The sequence below is a fragment of the Streptomyces sp. NBC_00358 genome, from assembly GCF_036099295.1.
Taxonomy (GTDB): Bacteria; Actinomycetota; Actinomycetes; order Streptomycetales; family Streptomycetaceae; genus Streptomyces.
Genome location: NZ_CP107976.1, coordinates 6,008,991 through 6,030,385, shown reverse-complemented (window position 1 = coordinate 6,030,385; position 21,395 = coordinate 6,008,991). Strand labels below are relative to the sequence as shown.

Below are 21,395 nucleotides of genomic sequence, written 5' to 3'. Positions count from 1 at the left end.
AGTGAGTTCCTCATGTCCGAAAACCTCACCAGGGGCCACCGGCCCTCGGGATCGGCCCTCTCCCGGGCGAGGACCATGCCGCCGTGGTCGCTGCTCGCCGCCGGAGCCGTGCTCGGCGGCGTGCTCGGCGGCGCGTACGGCGTGGTGAAGACCCCCACGTACACGGCGACGAGCTATGTCGTCGTCGTACCGACGGAGAAGGGCGATCCGTCGGCGGCGCTCGGCTTCGCGCAGGCGTACGGCCGGGTCGCCACGCAGCTCGCGGTGCTCGGGGACGCGCAGGTGTGGGCCGGTGTGCCGGTGAAGACCCTGGAGTCGAGCGTGCGGACGGCGACCTCCCCGGACGCTCCGATGGTCGCCGTCTCGGCCACCTCCTCGCACCCCGACCGGGCCGTCGACATGGCCAACGCGGTCACCCGCTCACTGACCCAGCACGCCAACGCGAGCCAGAAGAGCACCCACGTCGAACTCCTGTCGTTCTCCCGCGCGGTGAAGCCGGTCTCGGCGTCCTCGGCGTCCCCGACGGTGACGGGTCTGGTCGGCGCGAGCGCGGGCGGGCTGCTCGGCGGTCTCGTCCTGCTGGTCCGTCCCCGGCGGTCCACCGACATCGCCCGCCAGGCATCGGTGCCGAACCCGGCCACCGCCGCCGATGTGCACGGCCAGCTGTGAGCGGGACACTCCACGCCGGTGTACGGAGCATCGCGCGGGTCGAACTCATCACCGGGGAGCGGGAGTTCGCCGACCTGGGGGCGTCCTGGGAGCGGCTGTACCACCGGTGCGGCGCCGCCACCGCCTTCCAGAGCCACGCGTGGCTGCACTCCTGGTGGCTGTCGTACGGGACGCCGGGGCGGCTGCGTCTGGTGGTCGTGCGCGAGGGCGATGAACTGCTCGCGGTCGCGCCCCTGATGCGAGCACGCGGCCCGCTGCCGACGCTCGTGCCGCTCGGCGGGGCGATCTCCGACTACGCGGACGTGCTCCTCGACGACGAGCACGCCGACCGGGCCGCGGCGCTGCTCACCGGACGGCTGTCGGCCGCCGCCCGCACCGCCCTGATCGACTTCCGCGAGGTCCGCCCCGGCGGCGCGGTGGAGCGGGTCTACGAGCACTGGCGCGGACCGCGCCGCCGGGTCCGGGACTCCCTGTGCCTGGAGCTGCCGGCCACCTCGATGGACGAGCTGGTGGACCGCCTCCCCTCGGCGAAGGCCCAGCAGCGCGTCCGGGCCAAGCTGCGCAAGCACACCGCGCTCGGGATCGAACAGCGGGTGGTGGCGCACGACGAGGTGGACGCGGCCCTCGGCCGGCTGCTCGAACTGCACCGGTTGCAGTGGGAGGGCCGCAAGGTGACCTCCGAGCACCTCCAGGAGCGGTTCTCGGAGCATCTGGTCCGCTCGGTGGGCCCGATGGTGCGCTCCGGGGACGCGGTGGTCACCGAGTTCCGGCTCGACGACACCGTGATGGCCGTGGACCTCACCCTGCTGTCCAGGCGCCTGGCGGGCGGCTATCTGTACGGCGTCCATCCGCAGTTGCGCGAGCGTAAGGCGGACGTGGCGGTGATACTGCTCGACGCCTGCTCCCGGCACACCGAGTCGGGCGGCCGGGGGACGCTGAGCCTGCTGCGCGGCGACGAGCCCTACAAGCGCCACTGGCGCCCTGAGCCCGTCGTCAACCAGCGGCTTCTTCTCGCCCGCCGGCGTACGGCACCGCTGATCTCGGCGGTCGTCGGCGACGTCGCCGCGCGCCGGTGGGGCAAGGAGTTGCTGCGGAACTGGAAGGAGCGCGGTGGCGGCAGGCCCTGAACGACCCGCCGCCACCGGGGTGTCACCAGTCGAGCGACCACCAGTCGCTCGACAGGTCGACGGGCATGCAGATCTTCCCGCCGATCCAGTACTCCACCCAGTCACCGAGTTCCAGCGGCGCGCAGTGGGCCGGGGACGCCGGCACGACCTGATCCGGCGTCGCATGCGGAACCGGCTCGGGTGCCGGCTTCGCGGCAGGACTCGAAGTCGGCTCGGGGGTCGAGGTCTTGGCCGGGGTCGGGGTCGGGACCGGCTCGGGCGTCTTGGCCGGGGTCGGCTCCGACTCGGGCACCGGCTTCGCGGCCGGACTCGAAGTCGGCTCGGAGGTCGGGGTCTTGGCCGGGGTCTGGGCCGGCTCCGGGGTCGAAGTCGGTTCGGGGGGCGGGGTCTTGGCCGGGGTCGAGGCGGGCTCAGGAGTCTCGGCGGGCGTCGGAGTCGGCTTCGGTTCGGGTTTCGGTTTCGAAGCCGGAGTCGAAGTCGGTTCGGGCAGCGGAGTCTTGGCCGGGGTCGAAGTCGGCTCAGATGCCAGGGACTCGACCGGCGTCGAAGTCGGCTGCGGCGTGGAGGCGGGCTCGGACGTCGGCTGCGGCGTCGAGGTGGGCTCGGGGGGCGAAGTCGGCTCGGGAACCTGAGTCGAGGTCTGATCCGGAGTCGACGTCGGCTCCGGTGCCGGACCTGTTGTCGGGTCGGCTGCCGGGTCGGCGGTCGGCTCGGTTGCCGGGTCGGCGGTCGGCTCGGTTGCCGGGTCGGCGGTCGGCTCGGTTGCCGGGTCGGTGGTCGGCTCGGTGAGGCCGGACAGCGCGGCCCGGTACGCCTGGGCCGCCAGCGGATTGTCCTCGCACTGCCACACGCCGTGCGGACAGTAATCGGTGAGCGTGTTGTACAGCGGCTTGTGCTCGTCGATCCACGCGAGCATGCGCTTCATGTACGTGACATTGTCGCCGTTGTGGAAGAGTCCCCACTCGGGATAGGAAATGAGTTTCCCGTGGGCTTTCGCGAAGTCCACCTGTTCCTGAAGCCCGTACGGCTCCTTCACCTGCTCGTCGAAAGAGAGCCCCGAGGGCTGGTCGTACGCGTCCATGCCGATGACGTCGACCGTACGGTCACCCGGATAGCACTGGGTCCAGGGAATACCGTCCCGGCCGCGGTTCGGGGCGAAGTCGAACCGGAATCTCTGCCCCGGCACCGACCGCATGGCGGTGACGATCCTGTTCCAGTACGTCTTCCAGGCCTCGGGGTCGGGTCCGCAGCGATGGGTGTACGTGATGCCGTTCATTTCCCAGCCGAGCACGATGACGGTGTCGGGCACCCTCAGCTCGACCAGCCGCTCGGCCAGTGCGCGGAAGTGGTGGTCGAAGACTCCGGTGGCGGCCTCACGCAGCAGCAGGCGCACCTGGTCGTCGGAGAAACCCTCCTCGTTGCGTTCCATCATCGGGACGTTGAGGACGAGCATCCGGTCGCTCCGCGCGCGGCGCCAGTCCGCCCAGGCGTCCAGGAAGCCGGGATCGCCCTCGATGTTGCTCCAGCTGTCGCCGGGCAGATACGTGTGCCCGACCCGCAGTTCGGTACCCCCCAGCCACTTGCTGAGCTGCCCGATGCGGGCGATACCCCCGGCGCCGTAGTCGAGGTAGGCGCCGAAGGCGGGCGGTGCCGCGGCGGCCTGCTTGCCGGACGGCGTGGGCGTCGAACCGGGAGCGGCGGGCCGCCCGGGCCCGGCGGCGGTCGGGACCAGCCGGGTTCGCGCGGGCGCGGATGCCGACGGCGGGGCCGAGGCCGCCGGTGCGACCGGAGCCGTGGTCCGGACGCCGCCGGTGGTCGAGGAGGTCGCGGGCGGTGTCACCGCCGTGGGTGTCGGAGCCGGCGGGTCGCCGACCCGCACCACCCCGGCGCCCACGGCGTAGACCGGACCAGACGCAAGGGCGACCGACGTGACGATGCCGGCCGCGACGAACGCCAGCCTTCTGTTCCGGGGCCGCTGCTGCTGTGGGGCCATGCCTGCTCCTCTCCTTCTCGATCCTCGGATTGTTATTTTCCGATTACTGACACTCAGTCATATGAATACCTGTTCAGCCAACCGGGGTTTCGTCTCCCGCTCTCGATGATCACTCGCACGGGTGACACACCCGGTCACCGCGTCCGTTCCGATTCCTCCTGGCCGTTTCCCGATCCGAAGGAAGAACCCGTGCCGAATCTCGACAACCGGGTCCCCGCCGTACTGCTGCGCATCGACCGGAATCCCTTTCACCACGGAACTCTCGGGGCCGTACGCTCGCTCGGCAGAGCAGGTGTGGAGGTGCACCTCGTCGCCGATTCCACGGGAAGTCCCGTCCGCAGATCGCGCTTTGTCGCGGAGATGCACCCACCGCCTCCGCCCGGCTCGTCCACCGCGGAGATCGCCGCGGTGTTGCGCCGAGTGGCCGCCCGGGTTTCCCGGCCCGCCGTACTGGTCCCGATGGATGACGCGAGCGCCCTCGCGGTGAACCGCCTGCGAACGGAACTCGCCGCCGGGTACCTGCTGCCGCCGCGGTCCGGCACCCTCGCCGAACACGTCGCCGACAAGGCCGAACTGGCCACCGTCTGCGAGAGCCTGGGCGTTCCGCACCCGGTGACCCTGATCCCGCGGAGCCCGGCCCAGGCCGCCGCGGCGGCCTGGCAACTGGGCCTGCCGATGATGGCCAAGTGGAGCCGCCCCTGGCTGATCCCGGCCGGAACGGACCTGCGCAGCACGGTGGTGGTGCGCTCCGCGCAGCAGGCGCAGGCCCTGTATCTGCGTACCGCCGAGGCCGGCAGCCCGCTGCTGTTCCAGGCCTTTCTGCCGCCGGGGCCCGACCGCGACTGGTTCGTCCACGGTTACGTCGACCGGTCCGGCGTGACCCGAGGCGGCGGCACGGGCCGCAAGAACCGTGCCTGGCCGCGCGGCGCGGGCCTCACGACGGTCGGCCGCTGGACGCCCGAGCCGCAGCTCCAGGCCCTGGTCGAAGGGCTCATCGGTGCCCTCGGCTACCGGGGCATCTTCGACCTCGACTTCCGCCGGGACGCCACCACGGGCCGCTACCACCTGCTCGACTTCAACCCCCGTCCCGGAGCCCAGTTCCGGCTCTTCGAGGACGGGGCGGGCCTGGACGTCGTACGCGCCCTGCACCTGGATCTGACCCACCGTCCGCTGCCCGAACCGGCGCCTGTGCCGGGTCGTACGTTCGTGGTGGAGAACTACGCGCCGTTCGTCGCGCTGCGCTCCCGGTCCGCGGGGCGCGAACTGGCCTGGCACGCGCTGGACGACCGCGCCCCCGGGCGCGCGTTATGGGGCCTGTGGGCCCGCCATGTCTCGCTGCGCCTGGCACAGCGCACCGGCCGCCTGCTGCGCGGGCCCGCCGTCGCGGTCCGGACAGCCAGGAGAGCCGGAGCGACCAGGACAGCCGGGGCGGCGGCCGCCGAGACGGCCGGTGCCGCGGCGGCGAGACCGGTCGCCGCGAGCACGGACTCGGCCGTCGTACGACCGCGCGGCGGACCGGTGCGGCGCGCGGACCGCGGCTCGGGCCGCCGCTCCGACCGGATGCCCGCCCCCTTCAACGCGCGGCCGCAGGGGCCCCCGGCCCCCTCCCGTACCGACGACGAGAAAGCGAGCAGTTGCTGATGTACGACCTCCTGGTGGTGGGAGCCGGCCCCTACGGCCTGTCCATCGCCTCCCACGCCGCGGCGGCCGGGCTGAGCCTGCGCGTCCTCGGCCGCCCGATGGCGTCCTGGCGCGACCACATGCCCCGCGGGATGTTCCTGAAGTCGGAGCCGTGGGCGTCCAGCCTCTCCGACCCGCAAGGCCGCTGGCGTCTGGAGACGTACTGCGCGGGCCGTGGCGTGGCGGCCCGGCACGGCGAGCCGGTACCGGTCGAGCTGTTCGCCTCGTACGGCCTGTGGTTCGCCCGCAACGCGGTGCCCGGGGTCGACGAACGCATGGCCGTCCGGGTGAGGGCCTGCCCCGGGGGGTTCGAGGCGCTGGTCGACGACGGCGAGGTGCTGCGGGCCCGCACGGTCGTCCTGGCCGTCGGCGTGATGCCCTTCGCCGAGGTGCCGGCCGCGCTGGACGGCCTCGGCCCCGAGCAGGTGTCGCACAGCAGCGACCACAGCTCGCTGTCCCGCTTCCGGGGCCGGGACGTCACGGTGATCGGCGGCGGTCAGGCCGCCCTGGAGACGGCGGCCCTGCTCTGCGAACAGGGCACCCGGGCAAGGGTCCTGGTCCGCGCCGACCGGCTGCGCTGGAACGACGAGCCGCCCGCCCGGGAACGGCCCTGGTACCGCTCCGCCCGTGCCCCGCACAGCGGTCTGGGCTGCGGCTGGCGCAACTGGTTCTACGCCGAGCGCCCCGGCCTCTTCCGCCGGCTGCCGGAACCCACCCGGGCGCGGATCGCGGCCACCGCGCTGGGCCCGGCCGGTGCCTGGTGGGTCCGCGACCGCGTCGAGCCCGTCGTCGAGGTGATGCTGGGGCACGAGGTCACGTCGGCCTACGCCTCGGGCATCGACGTACGGCTCGAAACGGTGGACCGGGACGGCACCCCGATGTGTCTGGAGACGGACCATGTCATCGCGGCCACCGGGTTCAGGGCGCGGCGCGAGCGGCTCGGCCTGCTCGACGACGATCTGCGCGTGCGTCTGGCGGCGGGGCCCGACGGTCCGCCGGAGATCGGCCGGGACTTCGAGTCGTCGGTGCCGGGCCTCTTCATGGCGGGGCTGATCACCGCCTCCGCGTTCGGTCCGGCCATGCGCTTCGTGCAGGGTGCCGGTTTCACGGCGGACATGCTCGTGCGCGGCGTACGGCGGCGGCTGCGCACAGGACCGGCCGGCGGCCGGGTACCGGCGCCCGGGGAGCGCCGGCGGCAGGGACCGGACCTGCGACTCGGCGCCCGGCGCTGAGCCGGCGCCGGGTCCGACGTGAACACGACGGTGTTGACCGCCTCGACAGAGGCCGCCGTGGTGCCCGCCGGGCTCGTGGCGATCACCAGCGGCGCCCGCAGCGCCCGTTCGGCACATACCGGGCGAGCGCGGACCACCCGGGGCAGCGGCACGCGGACCGCCCCGGGCGCCGGACGCGGGGAGGCGTCCGGCACCCGGGGCGGGGGCGTCACGGACGGGACGCGGCGCGGCTGCGGCGGTACAGCACGGCGCCGCCCGCCAGCAGGGCGGCGCTGACCGCCGCGTTGGCGAGCATGCCTTCGGCTCCGGTCTCCGCCAGCGCCGCGGGCGGGGTGTGCCGCTGGTGCACCGTCACGGGCGGGGTGTGCACGATCGGCGTGGACGGAGTGTGGGTCGGCGGGTGCTGGTGGACCCTCCGCGGGGGTGTGTGCGGCGGGGTCGCCGGCGGAGTGCAGTGGTGCGGGGTCGTCGCGTGGCCGTCCGGCCCGTGGTGATGACCGCACGAGTTGCCGGACACGGGGTTCGCCAGGGCGATCACGTCCACGGTGTTGCCGCAGAGTTCGACCGGAACGTCGATCGGAGCCCCGACCTGGTTACCCGACAGGACACCGGGCGAACCGTACGTCCCGCCGTACGACGAGGAGCCGCCCCAACCCCCGTGGTGAGCGCCCGAGTCGCCGTACCCGGACCGACCGTGACCGGAGTCCCCGTATCCCGAGTCCCCGTACCCGGACTGCCCGTGACCGGAGTCCCCGTACCCCGAGTCCCCGTACCCGGAACCGCCGTATCCGCCGTAGCCGGCGCCCGGGTGACCGACCTGGCCGCCATGACCGCGGGTGTGATCGGCGCCGCCGTATCCCGGGCCGTACCCGGAGCCGGCGTGGTGCTGCTGCTGCGAGGGGAGTTGCGGCGCCGCGTGCTGCGGTGCGGCGTGCCGGACGTGCGAACCCGAGCCGTTGGCACAGGAGTTGCCGAACGCCGGGTTGAGCGCGGCGACGACGTCGACCGTGTTGCCGCAGAGGTTCACCGGTACGTTCACCGGCACCTGGACGTTGTTTCCGGACACCACGCCGGGTGAGTCCGAAGCGGTCGCGGTCGCGGTCGAGTCCGCGAAGGCCGGACTGGCGTACAGGGACATGATGCCCGTCGCAGCCGCGGCCAGGACCACTCCCCTACTCAGGTTCTGTCGCACTCTTGTCTGTCTTCCTGCTGGTAGAAGTGAGGAAGCCGGCCTTGGGGTCCGCGAGGCGGTCCAAGGCCGGCCGTGGCACAGCCAGATGGGGCCGAGGTGCCGGAACGTCAGTGGTTGGCGCAGCGGTTGGCGATCGCCGGGTTCAGCAGGGCGATCACGTTGATCGAGTTGCCGCACACGTTGACGGGGATGTGGATCGGGACCTGGATCACGTTGCCCGAGAGGACACCGGGAGAGTGGACGGCGGCACCCTCGGCACCCGCGTCCGCGAAGGCCGGGGCAGCCATGCCCAGAGCCATGATCGCGCCGGCGACGACAGCAGCGCTCTTCTTGTGCTTCACATGCTTTCCCTTCTCTGCGGCCATGCCCCTTCGTCGGCCGAAACCGAGCGAGCGCGACGTGGGCGGCTCGCACCATGACCTGCAGGCTGTAAACGAGGGACGGACGACCGAAGAAACTGCGGAACGTACGCCAATTGGGAATTCACTCGAATCGCCCTGCGCCGAATCGACACGGAAGCTTCACAACAGGTGAAACGCCGATTCTGGAGAAGAAGCGTTTCACCCCGGGTGGGAATGGCTGCCGACCCGACAGGAACGGAATTCATACATACGAAGAAGACACGCGTCGGGGCCCGGGCCGCCCGCTTGAACTCGACGTGCGACGGGGCCCCGGGCGGATGGTTCAGCGGTGGCTCGCGCCGTTGCCCGACAGGACCGGGATGCTGTCCGCGACGTGCGAGAGCGGCTCGTCGCATTTCTCCGGACCCTTTCCGGCCCGGGACGGATATTCCTGCTCTCCCTCAACCGGAGTCGGCCGGATCGGTTGCGTGACATCACTCGATCGGGCTGCTCGGCCCGTCCGGATTCGCGGAACCCATGGCCCGACGATTTGACCGCCACACCGCCCGCACCGCCCAGATGGGCCATCGGGGTGAATCGGAGCAACCATGCGAACCGGGCCCAGTTGTCCAGGTCGCTCCGGTGGACGGGGTTTCTCCAGAAAGGATCCGTAAGTGATCAAGAAGGTTATGGCTGCCGCGGCGATCGCCGCTTCCGTCGTCGGAGCCTCGGCTGCCGTCGCGCCGCAGGCGCTGGCGATCGGCAACGACAACGGCGTCACCACCGCCAACGGTAACGACGCCTCGCAGATCTACGGCAACCAGGCCACCTACGGCAACATGAGCCCGCAGCTCGCGCTCATCCAGGGTTCCCTGAACAAGCCCTGCATCGGCCTGCCGGCGAAGGCCAACGTCGGATCGCTCATCGGTGTGCTCCCGGTCGCCGTCCAGGACGTGCCGATCCTGTCGGCCCCGCAGAACCAGCAGTGCACCGAGAACTCCACCCAGGCCAAGGGCGACGAGCCGCTCTCGCACGTCCTGGACAACATCCCGGTCCTGTCGGGCAACGGCGCGAGCCACAGCTGACCCACCGCCGCACACAGCGGGCCGTCGGCGTGTTCGACGGCCCGCTGCCGCTGTCACCTCCACGCCGGCAGCGGCGGCAGCGGCGGCGACGCGCCGGCCCCGGGAACCCCGCGGGCCATTCGGGGGACACCCCCGCAACCTCACCCTCCGCAGCATTGTCGATCACGACGCGGCTCCAGTCGGAGTCCGCTCTCCGAAAGGGCAGAACGAACATGAAGAAGCTCTGGGCGACCGCGGCCATCGCCGCTTCCATCGCCGGCGTATCGGCCGCCGCCGCGCCCCAGGCCCTCGCCATCGGCAACGACGGCGGCGTCACCACCGTCAACGGCAACGGTGCCGAGCAGTCGTACGGCAACCAGGCCACGTTCGGTGACCAGAGCCCCCAGCTCTCCCTGGTTCAGGGTTCCCTGAACAAGCCCTGCGTCGGCCTGCCGGCCAAGGTCAACGCCGGATCGCTCATCGGCTTCATCCCGGTCGCCGTCCAGGACGTGCCGATCCTGTCGGCCCCGCAGAACCAGCAGTGCACCGAGAACTCCACCCAGGCCAAGGGTGACGAGCCGCTGTCGCACATCGCGGACAACATCCCGGTCCTGTCGGGCAACGGCGCGAGCCACAGCTGATCCCCCCTCGGGCAGCACGGACAGCGGGTCGTTCCTCGGAGCGGCCCGCTGTTCCCGTGTGAGGGGCGCGGGTCCGCCCGGCACCGGGGGCGGGCGCCCGTCCGGCGTCCGGGGCGGGCGCTTCGACGGCGTCCGGGGTCCAGGTCTCTCAACTCCCGTACAGCGCCTCGATCTCGGCCGCGTACACCGCCGCCACCGCGTGCCGCCGTACCTTCAGCGACGGGGTGAGCAGACCGTTGTCCTCGCTGAACTCGCCTTCCACCAGCGTGAATTCGCGAATGGATTCGGCCCGGGAGACCGCCGCGTTGGCGTGGTCCACGGCCTTCTGGACATCGGCGCGCATCCGGGGGTCGCGGACGAGTTCCGACAGCGGGGTGTGGGCGGGCAGTCCGCGGACGGCGAGCCAGTGCGCGAGCGCCTCGGTGTCCAGGGTGATCAGGGCCGCGACGAACGGGCGGTTGTCACCGACGACCAGGCACTGCCCGACCGGCGCCCGGCTGCGCAGCCGGTCCTCCAGCACGGTGGGCGAGACGTTCTTGCCGCCCGTGGTGATGAGGATGTCCTTCTTGCGGCCGGTGATCGTGAGATAGCCGTCCTGGTCCAGGGCGCCGAGATCGCCGGTCGCGAACCAGCCGTCGGTCAGCACGGCGTCGGTCGCCGCCGGGTCGTTCCAGTAGGCACCGAAGACGACAGCCCCCTTGATGAGGACCTCCCCGTCGTCGGCGATCCGGACGGCGGCGCCCGGGACCGGCAGGCCGACCGTTCCGGGGCGGGGCCCGAGGGGTGGGACGACGGTGGCGGCGGCGGTCGTCTCGGTCAGGCCGTAGCCCTCGTAGACGATGATTCCGGCGGCGTAGAAGAAGAGGCTGAGGTCGCGGTCGAGCGGGGAGCCGCCGCTGATGGCGTAGTGCGCGCGGCCGCCGAGTTCCTTGCGGATACGGCGGTAGACCAGCAGGTCGTACAGCGCCCAGGCCGCGTACAGACCGGGCCCGGGGCCCTTGCCCGTGCCGAGGAACCGGTTCAGATACGCCGCTCCGAAGCGCACGCCGACGCGGTGCGCGCGGTCGAAGGAGGCGGCGCGGCCGATCCTCTCCGCGGTCGCGCGCCCGGTGGCGTGGATCTTCTCGAAGAGATACGGGACGCCGACCAGGAAGGTCGGCCGGAACTCCCGCAGGGCGGGCCGGAGTTCGTCCGGCTTGATGCTCGGGCAGTGGCCCAGCTCGATGCGGGCCATCAGACAGGCGATCTGCAGGGTGCGGCCCATGATGTGGGCGAGCGGGAGAAAGAGGATCGTCGCGGCGGTCCGGCCGGTGACCTGCTGGAAGACGGGGTGCAGCAGCTCGACCGTGTTGGCGGCCTCGGCGTACAGGTTGGCGTGGGTGAGGAAACAGCCCTTGGGCCTGCCGGTGGTCCCGGAGGTGTAGCAGATCGTCGCGACCGTTGCGGGGCCGAGCGCCGCCCGGCGCTCGGTGACCTCCTCGTCGGCGATCTCCCGTCCCAGGGAGGCGAGTTCGGCTAGGGCTCCCGCGTCCAGCAGCCAGACACGCGGAGGTCGGGGGTGACCGGTGACGCCCGCGGCCACGGTCTCCGCGTTCTCGGGTGTCTCGACGATCACGAAGCGGGCGCCCGAGTCCCGGACGATCCAGTCCACTTGTTCGGCCGAGGAGGTCGCGTAGACCGGGACGGTCAGGCCGCCGGCCGCCCAGACGGCGAAGTCCAGGACCGTCCACTCGTAGCGCGTACGGGACATCACCGCGACCCGGCCGCCGGGTTCGAGGCCGGCCGCGATCAACCCCTTGGCGGTCGCGGTGACTTCGCGGGCGAAGGCGACCGCGGTCACCGGCGCCCAGCCGCCGTTCAGCGGGCGGCGCAGCACGACGGCGTCGGGTGCCTCGGCCGCGTTGGTGAAGGGCAGGTCGGCCGTGCTGCCGGTGGCGGGGGTGGGCGCGAGGGGGGCGGTACGCGCCTCGCGGACCGTACCGCTCCCGTCCCTGACCAGGTCCACCCGGCTGCGGCCCGCCAGGTCGGCGTGCCGCTTCGCCCGTCTCAGATCCTTGCGTACGCCCATCACGGCTCCCGGTCGCAGGGTTCTTACTGCCGAGTCAACTTACCCGTGCGTAACAGATTTTCAATGGTTCGCACGCGATCCGTCACCGGCGGCCCGGTCCGCGCCAGGCGCTCCCGCGCGGGCCGGCGCGGGAGCAGGCGTGAGCAGGCGTGAGCAGGCGTGAGCGGCTACTTCGGGCAGTCGCCTGAGCAGATGTCCAGGTCGTCGGCCTGGCGGATGGCGGTGGCCAGGGACGCGACATCCCTGTCCTCGGTGTCCGTCGCCAGAGCGCGGGCGTGCGAGGCGAGTTGACGGAGCGGGAGCGCACCGGGCAGCGAGCTCCAGCGGGCGTCGCCCGAGCGCAGGGCGTCGGCGAAGTAGGCGGCCACGGCGGTGACCTGGAAGGAGCGGGACGCGGCCCAGATTCCGGACCTCAGCGCGCCGGTCTCCAGGCTGCCCGACGCCTCGTGCGGGGCGCGGGAGTCGGGGTCGAGCCAGCGGACCGTCGCGGTGGCCAGATGACCGGAGGCGCCGGGGCGGGTACGGACGGCGTAGAGCGCGGTGACGGTGTGTCCTGGACCCACCTCGCCGCCGTCCACCTGGTCGTTGCGGAAGTCCTTGTCGGCGACCTTGCGGTCGTCGTAGCCGATCAGCCGGAACTGTTCGACGGTCTCGGGGTCGAAGGCGACCTGCGCCTTGGCGTCGCGGGCCGTGAGGTCGATGTTCCGCGGAAGCTGGTCGCAGAAGACGGTGAGGGCGTCGTCGCGGCTGGAGACGTACGTCGTGTGGCCGTCGCCCTTGTCGGCGAGGCGCTCCATGAGGGCGTCACCGTAGTCGCTGCCGACGCCGACGCCGAAGAGCGTGATGCCGTGCTCGCGGCGGGCGGAGGAGATCTGTTCGAGGATGCTGTCCGCGTCCGTGTCACCGGTGTTGGCGAGGCCGTCGGAGATCAGGACGACCCGGTTGGTGGCCCCTTTGCGCAAGCCCTCGACGGCGGTCGCGTACCCGGTCTTCACGCCCGCGCCGAGGTTGGTCGAGTCGGTCGGCTCCAGACTGTCGATCGCCTGGTGAACGCGGCCGCGGTGGTCCCCGAGCCGGGTCATCGGCAGCACGGTCCTGGCCTCGTCGCTGAAGGTGACCAGGGCGACCGAGTCGTCGTCGCGCAGCCGGTCCGTCATCACGTCGAGGGACTCCCGGGCCAGGTCGAGACGGCCCGGCTCGGACATGGAACCCGAGATGTCGATGACGAAGGTCAGGGCGGCGGGCGGACGTTCGCTCTCGCTCTCGCCGGTCCGGGTGGCGAGGCCGACCCGCAGGAGGGACCAGCGTCCGTCGTCGGTGCGGGCGCCGTCGACGGTGACCGTGAAGCCGTTGCCCTCCGGGCGCCGGTAGTCCTGGCGGAAGCTGTTGACGAACTCCTCCGGGCGGATCGTCCCGGGGTCGGGGACGCGGCCACCCGCGAGGGTGCGGCGGGCGTAGCCGTACGACGCGGTGTCGACGTCGAGGGCGAAGGTGGAGAGGTAGTCGGGCGACGGCCCGGCATCGGGGGCGTCCGACTGCTCGCCCTGCTGGTCGCCCCTGGCTGTGCCGCCCGTCGGCTGGACGGGCGCGGGCAGCGGGAGGTTGCGGCCCCCGGACTTGTCCGCGCCGTTCGAGGAGTTGTTGCCGCCGCCCGCGCCGCATCCCGTGAGCAGCACCGCGCCCGCCACTCCCAGGGCGAGCAGCGAGCCGCCGAACCTTCTGCGGGTCGCCGTCCGCGCGCCGCCGCGTGGGCGGCCTCGGCCCGCGTCGACCGCCGTCCGTATGTGGTTCATCCCCATCTATGCCCCCTCGGCGTACGGCCCTTGTGTGGGCCGACATGTGTGACTGTGACGGCCGAGGGGGCCGGGACGAGCGCTCGGATGCGTTGCGGAAGGATTGCGAAGCGGCCACGGCGGCGGCCCGTCGAGACCGGTGGGTGACCCTCCGGATACCTACGACACGATGTCCTTGTGCCGGAAGCCGCGGAAGGCCAGGGCGAACAGGACGAGCGCGTACGTCACCGAAACGGCCGACCCCTGGATCATTCCCTTCCACTCCAGGGTCGGCTGGACGGCGTCGGCCCAGGCGAACTGCCAGTGCGCGGGCAGGAAGTCGCGCCAGTGGCCGAGGGCCGTGACCGCGTCCAGGACGTTGCCCACGATGGTCAGGCCGACCGCGCCGCCGACCGCGCCGAGGGGGGCGTCCGTCTTCGTCGACAGCCAGAACGCGAGCCCCGCGGTGACCAGTTGGGACACGAAGATGTACGCGATCACCACGAGCAGCCGCTGGGCGGCGGTACCGGCGGAGAGCGCGCCGCCGGTGGGGATCTCCAACGGGCCCCAGCCGTAGGCGGCGGTGCCCACGGCCAGCGCGACGACCGGCAGCAGGAGCATCGCCGCGAGGCTGAGTCCGAGCGCGACGGTGAGCTTGGACCACAGCAGCCGGGCTCTGGGCACGGGGGCCGCCAGCAGGTAGCGCAGGGAGGACCAGCCGGCCTCGGAGGCCACGGTGTCGCCGCAGAACAGCGCGACCGGGATCACCAGGAGGAAGCCCGCCGACACGAACAGGTTCACCGCGGCGAAGTTGGCGCCCGACGCGGTGGCCGTGTCCAGCAGGGTGATCCGGCCGTTGCGCTCGCCGGGCCGGCCGCCGATCGTGAACGCGACGAGCAGGACGAAGGGCAGGGCCGCGAGGACCGCCCCCATCACCAGGGTGCGGCGGCGCTTGAGCTGGCGGACGAGTTCGACGCGCAGCGGCAGGGTGCGGCGCGCCCGGTACCCGTCCGCCGTCTCGGTCCGCTCCAGGAGCGTGCTCATGCGGAACCTCCGATCAGGGTGAGGAACGCGTCTTCCAGGCGGCGGTGGGGTCCCACCGACGCGACCGGTACTTCGAGGCGGACGAGCTCCACGACCAGGCGCTGTGCGCTGCCGCCGTCGTCGAGGCGGACCAGCAGTCCGTCCTCGGTCGCGACGGCCGAGACCACACCCGGCAGGGCGCCCACCTTCTCGACGACCGGCTCGTCGACGGGTGACCCGGTGCCGATGAGCAGGGTGTCGCCGGAACCGATGATCTCGGACACCGGGCCCGCCTGGACGAGCCGGCCGCGGTCCATGACCACGAGGTGGGTGCAGGTCTGCTCGACCTCGGCGAGGAGATGGCTGGAGACGATGACCGTGCGGCCGGCGGCGGCGTACCGGATCATCACCTCGCGCATCTCCCGGATCTGTGGCGGGTCGAGGCCGTTGGTCGGTTCGTCCAGGATCAGCAGGTCCGGGAGGCCGAGCATGGCCTGGGCGATGGCCAGGCGCTGGCGCATGCCCTGGGAGTAGGTGCGTACCGCGCGGGCCAGCGCGTCACCGAGTCCGGCGATCTCCAGGGCCTCTTCCAGGTGGGCGTCCTCGGGGGGACGTCCGGTGGCCAGCCAGTACAGCTCCAGGTTCTCGCGGCCGGAGAGGTGCGGGAGGAAGCCCGCGCCCTCGACGAACGCGCCGACCCGGGACAGGACCGGCGCACCGGGCCGGATCGCGTGCCCGAAGACGTGGATCTCGCCGTCGTCCGGCGTGATGAGGCCCATGAGCATGCGCAGGGTGGTCGTCTTGCCCGCGCCGTTCGGCCCGAGCAGGCCGAGGACCTGGCCCTTCTCCACGCGGAACGACAGCTCGCGCACCGCGTACCGGTCGGCGGACTTGGCGTAGCGCTTGCTCAGGCCGGTGATCTGGAGCGGGACGTCGGCCAGCCCGGGGTCGGGGGCCGGGGCCGCGGTGCGGCGGCGGCCGGTCACGAGCAGGGCCAGGGCGGCGAGCGCGCCGGCGAGCGGCAGCCACCACACCCAGGCGGGCAGCGGCGTGGCGGCGGTCGTCACGCCGGGGGCCGTGGGCACCCGGAGGTCGCTCCCGAGGGACACCGTGTACGTCGCCGGGGCCGCCGGGGAGGCGTAGCCGAGGTCGGTCGAGGCGAGGACCAGGCGCAGCCGGTGGCCCTTCCGGACCTCGTGGTCGATGGCGGGGAGCGTGAGGGACACGTCCTTGCCGCTCTTCGCGCCCTCGACACGGACCGGGGTGACGAGCTGCGACGGCAGCACCTGCTGGGTGCCGCCGGGGCCGACGTCGTACACCTTCCCGAAGAGGACGGCTTCGCCGCTGCTCGACCGGACGTGCACGGTCACGGTCGGCGAGCCGGTGACCGCCAGGTCGGCGTGGAGCGGCGCGGACTCGAAGCGGGCGTACTGGCCGGGGAAGTCGAGGGAGATCCCGACGCCGAGGGTGGAGAGCTGGGCGAGGCCGCCCGCGCCGCCGAGTCCCGGCAGGGCCGAGATGGCGGGCGGACTGGCGCCCGCCGGGTTCTGGAAGCTCTGTTCGCGGCCGGTGAGCGGGAGGGCGTGCCGGCCGCTGTCCAGGCCCGGGTAGGTGGCGGCGCTCGCGCCGCGCAGCAGGGCGGCGCCGTCGGTGGAGTCGACGCCTCCGGTGCGGGTGACGCGGAAGGCCGGTCCGGTGTCGGCGCCCTTGTCGTCCTTCAGGTAGCGGTCGAACCAGGAGTCGACGCGGGAGGTGACGCGTTCGGTCTCCATGTCGCCGCCGTCGTGCCCGCCGGAGATCCAGTCGACGTCCACGGGTGCGCCGTTGGCCTTGATCGCCCTGGCCATCGCGTCGGCCTGGCCGAGCGGGAAGAGGGAGTCGGACTGGCCCTGGGTGATGAGGGTGGGGACCTTGATGCGGTCGCCGACGGCCGAGGGGCTGCGCTCCTGGAGCAGCTTCACCGCCGCCGCGTCCGGCTTCCCGGACTCCGCGACCCGGTTGTACATCGCGCACAGTTCGGGCTCGAACCGCGCGCAGCCGCCGCCGGAGTTGATGAAGATCCCCGCCCAGAGCTTCTTGAACACGCCGTTCGGGAACAGGGCGTCCGCGAGGTTCCAGTAGGTGATCGAGGGGGCGATGGCGTCGACACGCGGGTCGTCGGCGGCGGCCAGCAGGGAGATCGCCCCGCCGTACGAGGCGCCCGCCACGCCGACGCGGGGGTCGCCGCCGCTGTCGAGCCGGACCTCGGGGCGCCGGGCGAGCCAGTCGATGAGCCGGGAGACGTCGGCGACCTCGCCCTTGGGGTCGTTCAGCCCGATCTTTCCGGTGGACCTGCCGAAGCCGCGCGCGGACCAGGTCAGTACGGCGTATCCGTCGCGGGCGAGCTTCTGCGCCTCGTCGCGTACGTCCGCCTTGCTGCCGCCGAAGCCGTGCGCGAGGAGGACGGCGGGGCGGCGCACGGTGGAGGGGCCGGCGGTGAAGTACGAGGTGTCGATCCGCACTCCGCCGCCCATGGTCATGACGCGGTCGGCGCGGTGCACGGCGGGCGCGTCGTCGGAGGCGACGGCCGTCCAGGTGCCCGCGCCGGCGAGCAGCACGAGGGCCGCGGCGGCGGCCGCCCATCTCCCGCGGGCTCGCGCCGTCGTGCGAGCGGGGAGTTGCCCCCGGCGCGGCCCGCGCGGCCGGGGCAGTCGAAGATCCATGCCTCAACGGTACGGGCGCCCACCGACAACCGGGGCAGCCGCCGGGGTGAACCCGCACCCCTCCCACGGGAGTACGGCACCGGTCCCGCATACCGCGTCCGTGGTACGAACGCCCCATGGAGATCCGCCGCGCCGCCACCGTCGGGGAACTGACCGCCGCCGAGTACCTCTTCGACCGTCCCGTGCGCCCCGAGTGGGCCCGGCGGTTCCTGGACACGCAGGGCCATCACCTGTTCCTGGCCTACGAGGGCGAGGTCCCGGTCGGCTTCGTCAGCGGTGTCGAGACGGTCCATCCCGACAAGGGCGCCGAGATGTTCCTGTACGAGCTGGCGGTGGCCGAGCCGTTCCGGCGGCGCGGCACCGGGCGGGCACTGATCGGCGAACTCGCCGCGCTGGCCCGGGAGCGCGGCTGCTACGGGATGTGGGTGGGGGTGGACACCGGGAACGACGTCGCCCTCGCCACGTACCGCAGCGCGGGTGGCGAGGACGACGGGACGTGCACGGTGGTGACGTGGGACTTCGGCTGAGGCTTCGGCGCGGGGCGGGGCGGGGCGGGGCGGTCCGGCGTTTCCGGGCCGGGCCCGTCCGTACGGGCCGCGTCGTTACGCCTGCGCGTCCTCCGGGATCGACACCAGCCAGCGGGTGTCGCGGCGCGGCCGCAGGTAGAAGGCCCAGTAGAGGGTGGCGACGGCGGTGATGCCGCCGGTCCACACCAGGTAGACCGTCTCCTGCTGGGTGAGGACGTAGGCGAGGACCACGATCAGCAGGATCGGCATCGCGGGCCACAGCGGCATCCGCCAGGCGGGGGTGTGGCGGTGGTGGCCGCGCCGGGCGAGCAGGGCGGCGACCGCGACGAGCAGGTACATGGCGGTCACCGCCACGCCCGTGACGCCGTACAGGGTGTCGAGGTTGACGAAGCAGAGGGCGGCGCCGGGGACGCCCACCAGCAGGGTGGCGACCCAGGGGGAACCGAACCGGCCGAGCTTGGACAGGCCGTTGTTGACCGGCTCGGGCCACGCCTTGTCACGGGCCGAGGCGAACAGGACGCGCGAGTTCTGGATGACCATGACGATGCCCGCGTTGATGATCGCGAGGGCGACGCAGAGGCTGACGAAGGTGCCGACGGCGGAGTTGGACCAGGCCGTGACCATGCTGCTGATGTCGCCGCCGGTGAGCTCCTTGATGTCGGAGGCGCCCATGGTGATGGCGACGACCGGGACCAGGATGACGACCGTGGAGATGGCGAGGGTGGCCAGCACCGTGCGGGCGACGTTGCGCCGTGGGTTCTCCAGTTCCTCGGAGAGGTAGACGGCGGTCGAGAAGCCCTGGGTGGCGAAGAGGGCGATGGCGAGCCCGGAGATGACGAGCATGGCCGTCACGGGGTCGGTGTGCCCGCCGGTACCGGCGACCTGCATGGAAGTGAGGCTGCCCAGGCCGCGGTGGCTGTGCGTGAAGCCGAGCAGGGCCACCAGACCGGCGGCGATGACTTCGAGGACCAGGAAGATGCCGGTGATCCAGGCGTTGGCGCGCAGGTCGAGCAGTCCGGCGAGGGTGGCCAGCAGCATCACTCCGGCGCCGGTCATCGCCGGGTCGAGGTGCACCAACGGGGCGAGGTAGTCGGCTGTGCCGATGGCGATCACCGGCGGGACGATCATGACCACCAGCAGCGACATCACGAAGACGAGCCAGCCCGCGAGCCGTCCGGCCATCGTGGAGACCATGGCGTACTCGCCGCCGGCGCTGGGGATGAGGGTGCCCAGCTCCGAATAGCAGAACGCCACGGCGATACAGAGCAGCGAGCCGATCGCGATCGTGAGGGCGGTCGCGGTGCCGAGTGAGCCGAAGAGGTCGGGTATGACCACGAACAGCGTCGAGGCCGGGGTCACGCAGGACAACGTCAGCAGGGTGCCGCCGACGACGCCGATGGAACGCTTGAGCGTCTTCGGGTTCCCTGTGGCCGTTGGGGCGGAATCCAGGACGGCGGTCTCGACAGGGCGGAGCGTGTCGGTCATGAAGCGGTTCCGATCGACTCGTGCGTCAGGTGTTCGGGCGGGAGCGATATCGCCTCCGGCGGCTCGCGTCGTACTTCTTCTCGTCCGCTCCCGCGCTGATGGAACCTTGACGGAAACCGTTGCGTCAATGGCCGTTCACCTACGGAATCCGCAATCATGAAGCGACGCACGTCACATAACTTTCGTAGGCAGCAACGCCATCGTGTTGCAATCATCAGGGCCATGTGGAATGTGACCATGATTTCGAAGGTCACGATGGTCTGTAACCTGCGTCACCCGGTTCATCCCGATGAACGGGAATCGTTGTGCGGGCGTCAAAAAAACGTGAAGCCGTCCGCATAGCGGACGGCTTCACGGGGTGGTTCCGAAGGGCCTCAGTGGTTGCGCGGGAAGCCCAGGTCGACGCCCGAGGGCGCCTCCGACGGGTCCGGCCAGCGGGTCGTGACGACCTTGCCCCGGGTATAGAAGTGCGTACCGTCGTTGCCGTAGATGTGGTGGTCCCCGAAGAGGGAGTCCTTCCAGCCGCCGAAGGAGTGGTAGCCCACCGGCACCGGGATCGGCACGTTCACGCCGACCATGCCCGCCTCGATCTCCAGCTGGAAGCGGCGGGCGGCGCCGCCGTCCCGGGTGAAGATCGCGGTGCCGTTGCCGAAGGGGGACGCGTTGATCAGCGCCACACCCTCGTCGTAGGTGTCCACGCGCAGCACGCACAGCACCGGGCCGAAGATCTCGTCCTTGTACGCGTCCGCCGTCACCGGCACGCGGTCCAGCAGCGAGAGGCCGATCCAGTGGCCGTCCTCGTACCCGTCGACCGTGTAGCCCGTGCCGTCGAGGACGACCTCGGAGCCCTGGTCGGCGGCACCCTTCACGTACGACGCCACCTTGTCGCGGTGGACGGCCGTGATGAGCGGGCCCATCTCGGAGGCCGGGTCGTTGCCGGGGCCGATCTTGATCTTCTCGGCGCGCTCGCGGATCTTGGCCACCAGCTCGTCGCCGATGGAGCCGACCGCCACGACCGCGGAGATCGCCATGCAGCGCTCGCCGGCCGAGCCGTACGCGGCGGAGACGGCGGCGTCGGCGGCCGCGTCCAGGTCGGCGTCCGGCAGGACCAGCATGTGGTTCTTGGCGCCGCCCAGGGCCTGGACCCGCTTGTGGTTCGCGGCGGCGGTGGTGTGGATGTAGCGGGCGATCGGCGTCGAGCCGACGAAGGACACCGCCTTGACGTCCGGGTGCTCCAGGAGACGGTCGACGGCGACCTTGTCACCGTGCACGACGTTGAAGACACCGTCGGGCAGACCGGCCTCGGCCAGCAGCTCGGCGAGCTTCATGGCGGCCGACGGGTCCTTCTCGGACGGCTTGAGGACGAAGGTGTTGCCGCACGCGATGGCGAGCGGGAACATCCACATCGGCACCATGGCCGGGAAGTTGAACGGCGTGATGCCCGCGACGACACCGAGCGGCTGCCGGATCGACGCCACGTCGACCTTGGAGGCCACCTCGGTCGACAGCTCGCCCTTGAGCTGCACGGTGATCCCGCAGGCCAGGTCGACGATCTCCAGACCGCGCGCGACCTCGCCGAGCGCGTCCGAGTGGACCTTGCCGTGCTCGGCGGTGATCAGCTCGGCGATCGCGTCCCGGTTGGCGTCGAGCAGCGCGCGGAACTTGAACAGGATCGTGGACCGCCTGGCCAGCGAGGACTGACCCCAGGTCGCGTAGGCGTCCTTCGCGGCGGCGACCGCGGCGTCGACCTCCTCGACGCTCGCGAACGCGACCTTCGTGGTCACGGCGCCGGTCGCCGGGTCGGTGACCGGCCCGTACGTACCCGACGCACCCTCGACGGTCTTGCCGGCGATCCAGTGGTCGACGGTCTTCGTCATGG

At 72.0% G+C, this 21,395-nt stretch carries 15 protein-coding genes and 1 pseudogene; 7 read left to right on the top strand and 9 right to left on the bottom strand.

Annotation, left to right across the window (positions count from 1 at the left end; translation table 11 throughout):
- The first annotated feature begins 12 nt into the window (after positions 1-12).
- Together OHT01_RS25660 and OHT01_RS25655 are read left to right on the top strand one after the other, a co-directional pair.
- Positions 13-669 carry a lipopolysaccharide biosynthesis protein gene (locus OHT01_RS25660; protein WP_328555472.1) on the top strand — a complete coding sequence of 219 codons (657 nt, stop codon included), beginning with the start codon at positions 13-15 and terminating at the stop codon, positions 667-669.
- Positions 666-1,796, top strand: a complete 1,131-nt coding sequence (locus tag OHT01_RS25655) for a GNAT family N-acetyltransferase (protein ID WP_328555471.1) — start codon at positions 666-668, stop codon at positions 1,794-1,796. Before OHT01_RS25660 ends, OHT01_RS25655 begins: the two co-directional genes overlap by 4 nt.
- Positions 1,797-2,454: 658 nt before the next feature.
- Here OHT01_RS25655 and OHT01_RS25650 read toward each other — a convergent pair.
- Positions 2,455-3,789 (bottom strand): annotated as a pseudogene (locus tag OHT01_RS25650) (glycosyl hydrolase); the annotation flags it as partial.
- Between the two features lie 189 nt (positions 3,790-3,978).
- Between OHT01_RS25650 and OHT01_RS25645 the strand changes: the two are divergent.
- The gene (locus OHT01_RS25645; RefSeq protein ID WP_328555470.1) at positions 3,979-5,430 is read left to right on the top strand and encodes a carboxylate--amine ligase; all 1,452 of its coding nucleotides are present in this window, start codon (positions 3,979-3,981) and stop codon (positions 5,428-5,430) included.
- Complete coding sequence (locus tag OHT01_RS25640; protein WP_328555469.1) at positions 5,430-6,701, top strand: FAD-dependent oxidoreductase; 1,272 nt, start codon at positions 5,430-5,432, stop codon at positions 6,699-6,701. Before OHT01_RS25645 ends, OHT01_RS25640 begins: the two co-directional genes overlap by 1 nt.
- 208 nt (positions 6,702-6,909) lie before the next feature.
- Here the strand turns inward: OHT01_RS25640 and OHT01_RS25635 are convergent, their stop codons facing one another.
- The gene (locus tag OHT01_RS25635) at positions 6,910-7,893 is read right to left on the bottom strand and encodes a chaplin (RefSeq protein ID WP_328555468.1); all 984 of its coding nucleotides are present in this window, start codon (positions 7,891-7,893) and stop codon (positions 6,910-6,912) included.
- Positions 7,894-8,000: 107 nt separating this feature from the next.
- Positions 8,001-8,258, bottom strand: coding sequence for a chaplin (locus OHT01_RS25630; protein ID WP_328555467.1), 258 nt, complete (start codon positions 8,256-8,258; stop codon positions 8,001-8,003).
- A 650-nt stretch (positions 8,259-8,908) separates the two neighbouring features.
- On the opposite strand from OHT01_RS25630, the gene OHT01_RS25625 reads away from it, so the two are divergent.
- Complete coding sequence (locus OHT01_RS25625; RefSeq protein WP_328555466.1) at positions 8,909-9,319, top strand: rodlin; 411 nt, start codon at positions 8,909-8,911, stop codon at positions 9,317-9,319.
- A 212-nt stretch (positions 9,320-9,531) separates the two neighbouring features.
- A complete protein-coding gene (locus OHT01_RS25620; RefSeq protein WP_328555465.1) occupies positions 9,532-9,939 on the top strand; it encodes a rodlin in 408 nt (135 codons plus the stop codon).
- Positions 9,940-10,087: 148 nt separating this feature from the next.
- Here OHT01_RS25620 and OHT01_RS25615 read toward each other — a convergent pair whose 3' ends face one another.
- The 4 genes from OHT01_RS25615 to OHT01_RS25600 all read right to left on the bottom strand — a co-directional run bounded on the left by OHT01_RS25615 (position 10,088) and on the right by OHT01_RS25600 (position 17,504).
- Positions 10,088-12,007, bottom strand: a complete 1,920-nt coding sequence (locus OHT01_RS25615) for an AMP-dependent synthetase/ligase (RefSeq protein WP_328555464.1) — start codon at positions 12,005-12,007, stop codon at positions 10,088-10,090.
- A gap of 167 nt (positions 12,008-12,174) precedes the next feature.
- The gene (locus tag OHT01_RS25610; protein ID WP_328555463.1) at positions 12,175-13,800 is read right to left on the bottom strand and encodes a vWA domain-containing protein; all 1,626 of its coding nucleotides are present in this window, start codon (positions 13,798-13,800) and stop codon (positions 12,175-12,177) included.
- Between the two features lie 159 nt (positions 13,801-13,959).
- Complete coding sequence (locus OHT01_RS25605) at positions 13,960-14,823, bottom strand: ABC transporter permease (protein WP_328555462.1); 864 nt, start codon at positions 14,821-14,823, stop codon at positions 13,960-13,962.
- Positions 14,820-17,504: an alpha/beta fold hydrolase gene (locus tag OHT01_RS25600; protein ID WP_328555461.1), complete on the bottom strand. Its 2,685-nt coding sequence runs from the start codon at positions 17,502-17,504 to the stop codon at positions 14,820-14,822. The genes OHT01_RS25605 and OHT01_RS25600 overlap by 4 nt, the downstream gene beginning before the upstream one ends.
- 116 nt (positions 17,505-17,620) lie before the next feature.
- On the opposite strand from OHT01_RS25600, the gene OHT01_RS25595 reads away from it, so the two are divergent.
- The gene (locus OHT01_RS25595; RefSeq protein ID WP_328555460.1) at positions 17,621-18,031 is read left to right on the top strand and encodes a GNAT family N-acetyltransferase; all 411 of its coding nucleotides are present in this window, start codon (positions 17,621-17,623) and stop codon (positions 18,029-18,031) included.
- 75 nt (positions 18,032-18,106) lie between these two features.
- On the opposite strand, the gene OHT01_RS25590 is transcribed toward OHT01_RS25595, so the two are convergent.
- Positions 18,107-19,516, bottom strand: coding sequence for an APC family permease (locus OHT01_RS25590; RefSeq protein ID WP_328555459.1), 1,410 nt, complete (start codon positions 19,514-19,516; stop codon positions 18,107-18,109).
- 374 nt (positions 19,517-19,890) lie between these two features.
- Positions 19,891-21,393 carry a CoA-acylating methylmalonate-semialdehyde dehydrogenase gene (mmsA, locus tag OHT01_RS25585; RefSeq protein ID WP_328555458.1) on the bottom strand — a complete coding sequence of 501 codons (1,503 nt, stop codon included), beginning with the start codon at positions 21,391-21,393 and terminating at the stop codon, positions 19,891-19,893.
- Positions 21,394-21,395: the final 2 nt, after the last annotated feature.

Bases quoted from the DNA above. Each gene is read 5' to 3' on its own strand.
- OHT01_RS25600 (WP_328555461.1), bottom strand. From the start codon at position 17,504: ATGGATCTTCGACTGCCCCGGCCGCGCGGGCCGCGCCGGGGGCAACTC.
- OHT01_RS25605 (WP_328555462.1), bottom strand. From the start codon at position 14,823: ATGAGCACGCTCCTGGAGCGGACCGAGACGGCGGACGGGTACCGGGCG.
- OHT01_RS25640 (WP_328555469.1), top strand. From the start codon at position 5,430: ATGTACGACCTCCTGGTGGTGGGAGCCGGCCCCTACGGCCTGTCCATC.
- mmsA (WP_328555458.1), bottom strand. From the start codon at position 21,393: ATGACGAAGACCGTCGACCACTGGATCGCCGGCAAGACCGTCGAGGGT.
- OHT01_RS25590 (WP_328555459.1), bottom strand. From the start codon at position 19,516: ATGACCGACACGCTCCGCCCTGTCGAGACCGCCGTCCTGGATTCCGCC.
- OHT01_RS25615 (WP_328555464.1), bottom strand. From the start codon at position 12,007: ATGGGCGTACGCAAGGATCTGAGACGGGCGAAGCGGCACGCCGACCTG.
- OHT01_RS25660 (WP_328555472.1), top strand. From the start codon at position 13: ATGTCCGAAAACCTCACCAGGGGCCACCGGCCCTCGGGATCGGCCCTC.
- OHT01_RS25595 (WP_328555460.1), top strand. From the start codon at position 17,621: ATGGAGATCCGCCGCGCCGCCACCGTCGGGGAACTGACCGCCGCCGAG.
- OHT01_RS25610 (WP_328555463.1), bottom strand. From the start codon at position 13,800: ATGAACCACATACGGACGGCGGTCGACGCGGGCCGAGGCCGCCCACGC.
- OHT01_RS25620 (WP_328555465.1), top strand. From the start codon at position 9,532: ATGAAGAAGCTCTGGGCGACCGCGGCCATCGCCGCTTCCATCGCCGGC.
- OHT01_RS25630 (WP_328555467.1), bottom strand. From the start codon at position 8,258: ATGGCCGCAGAGAAGGGAAAGCATGTGAAGCACAAGAAGAGCGCTGCT.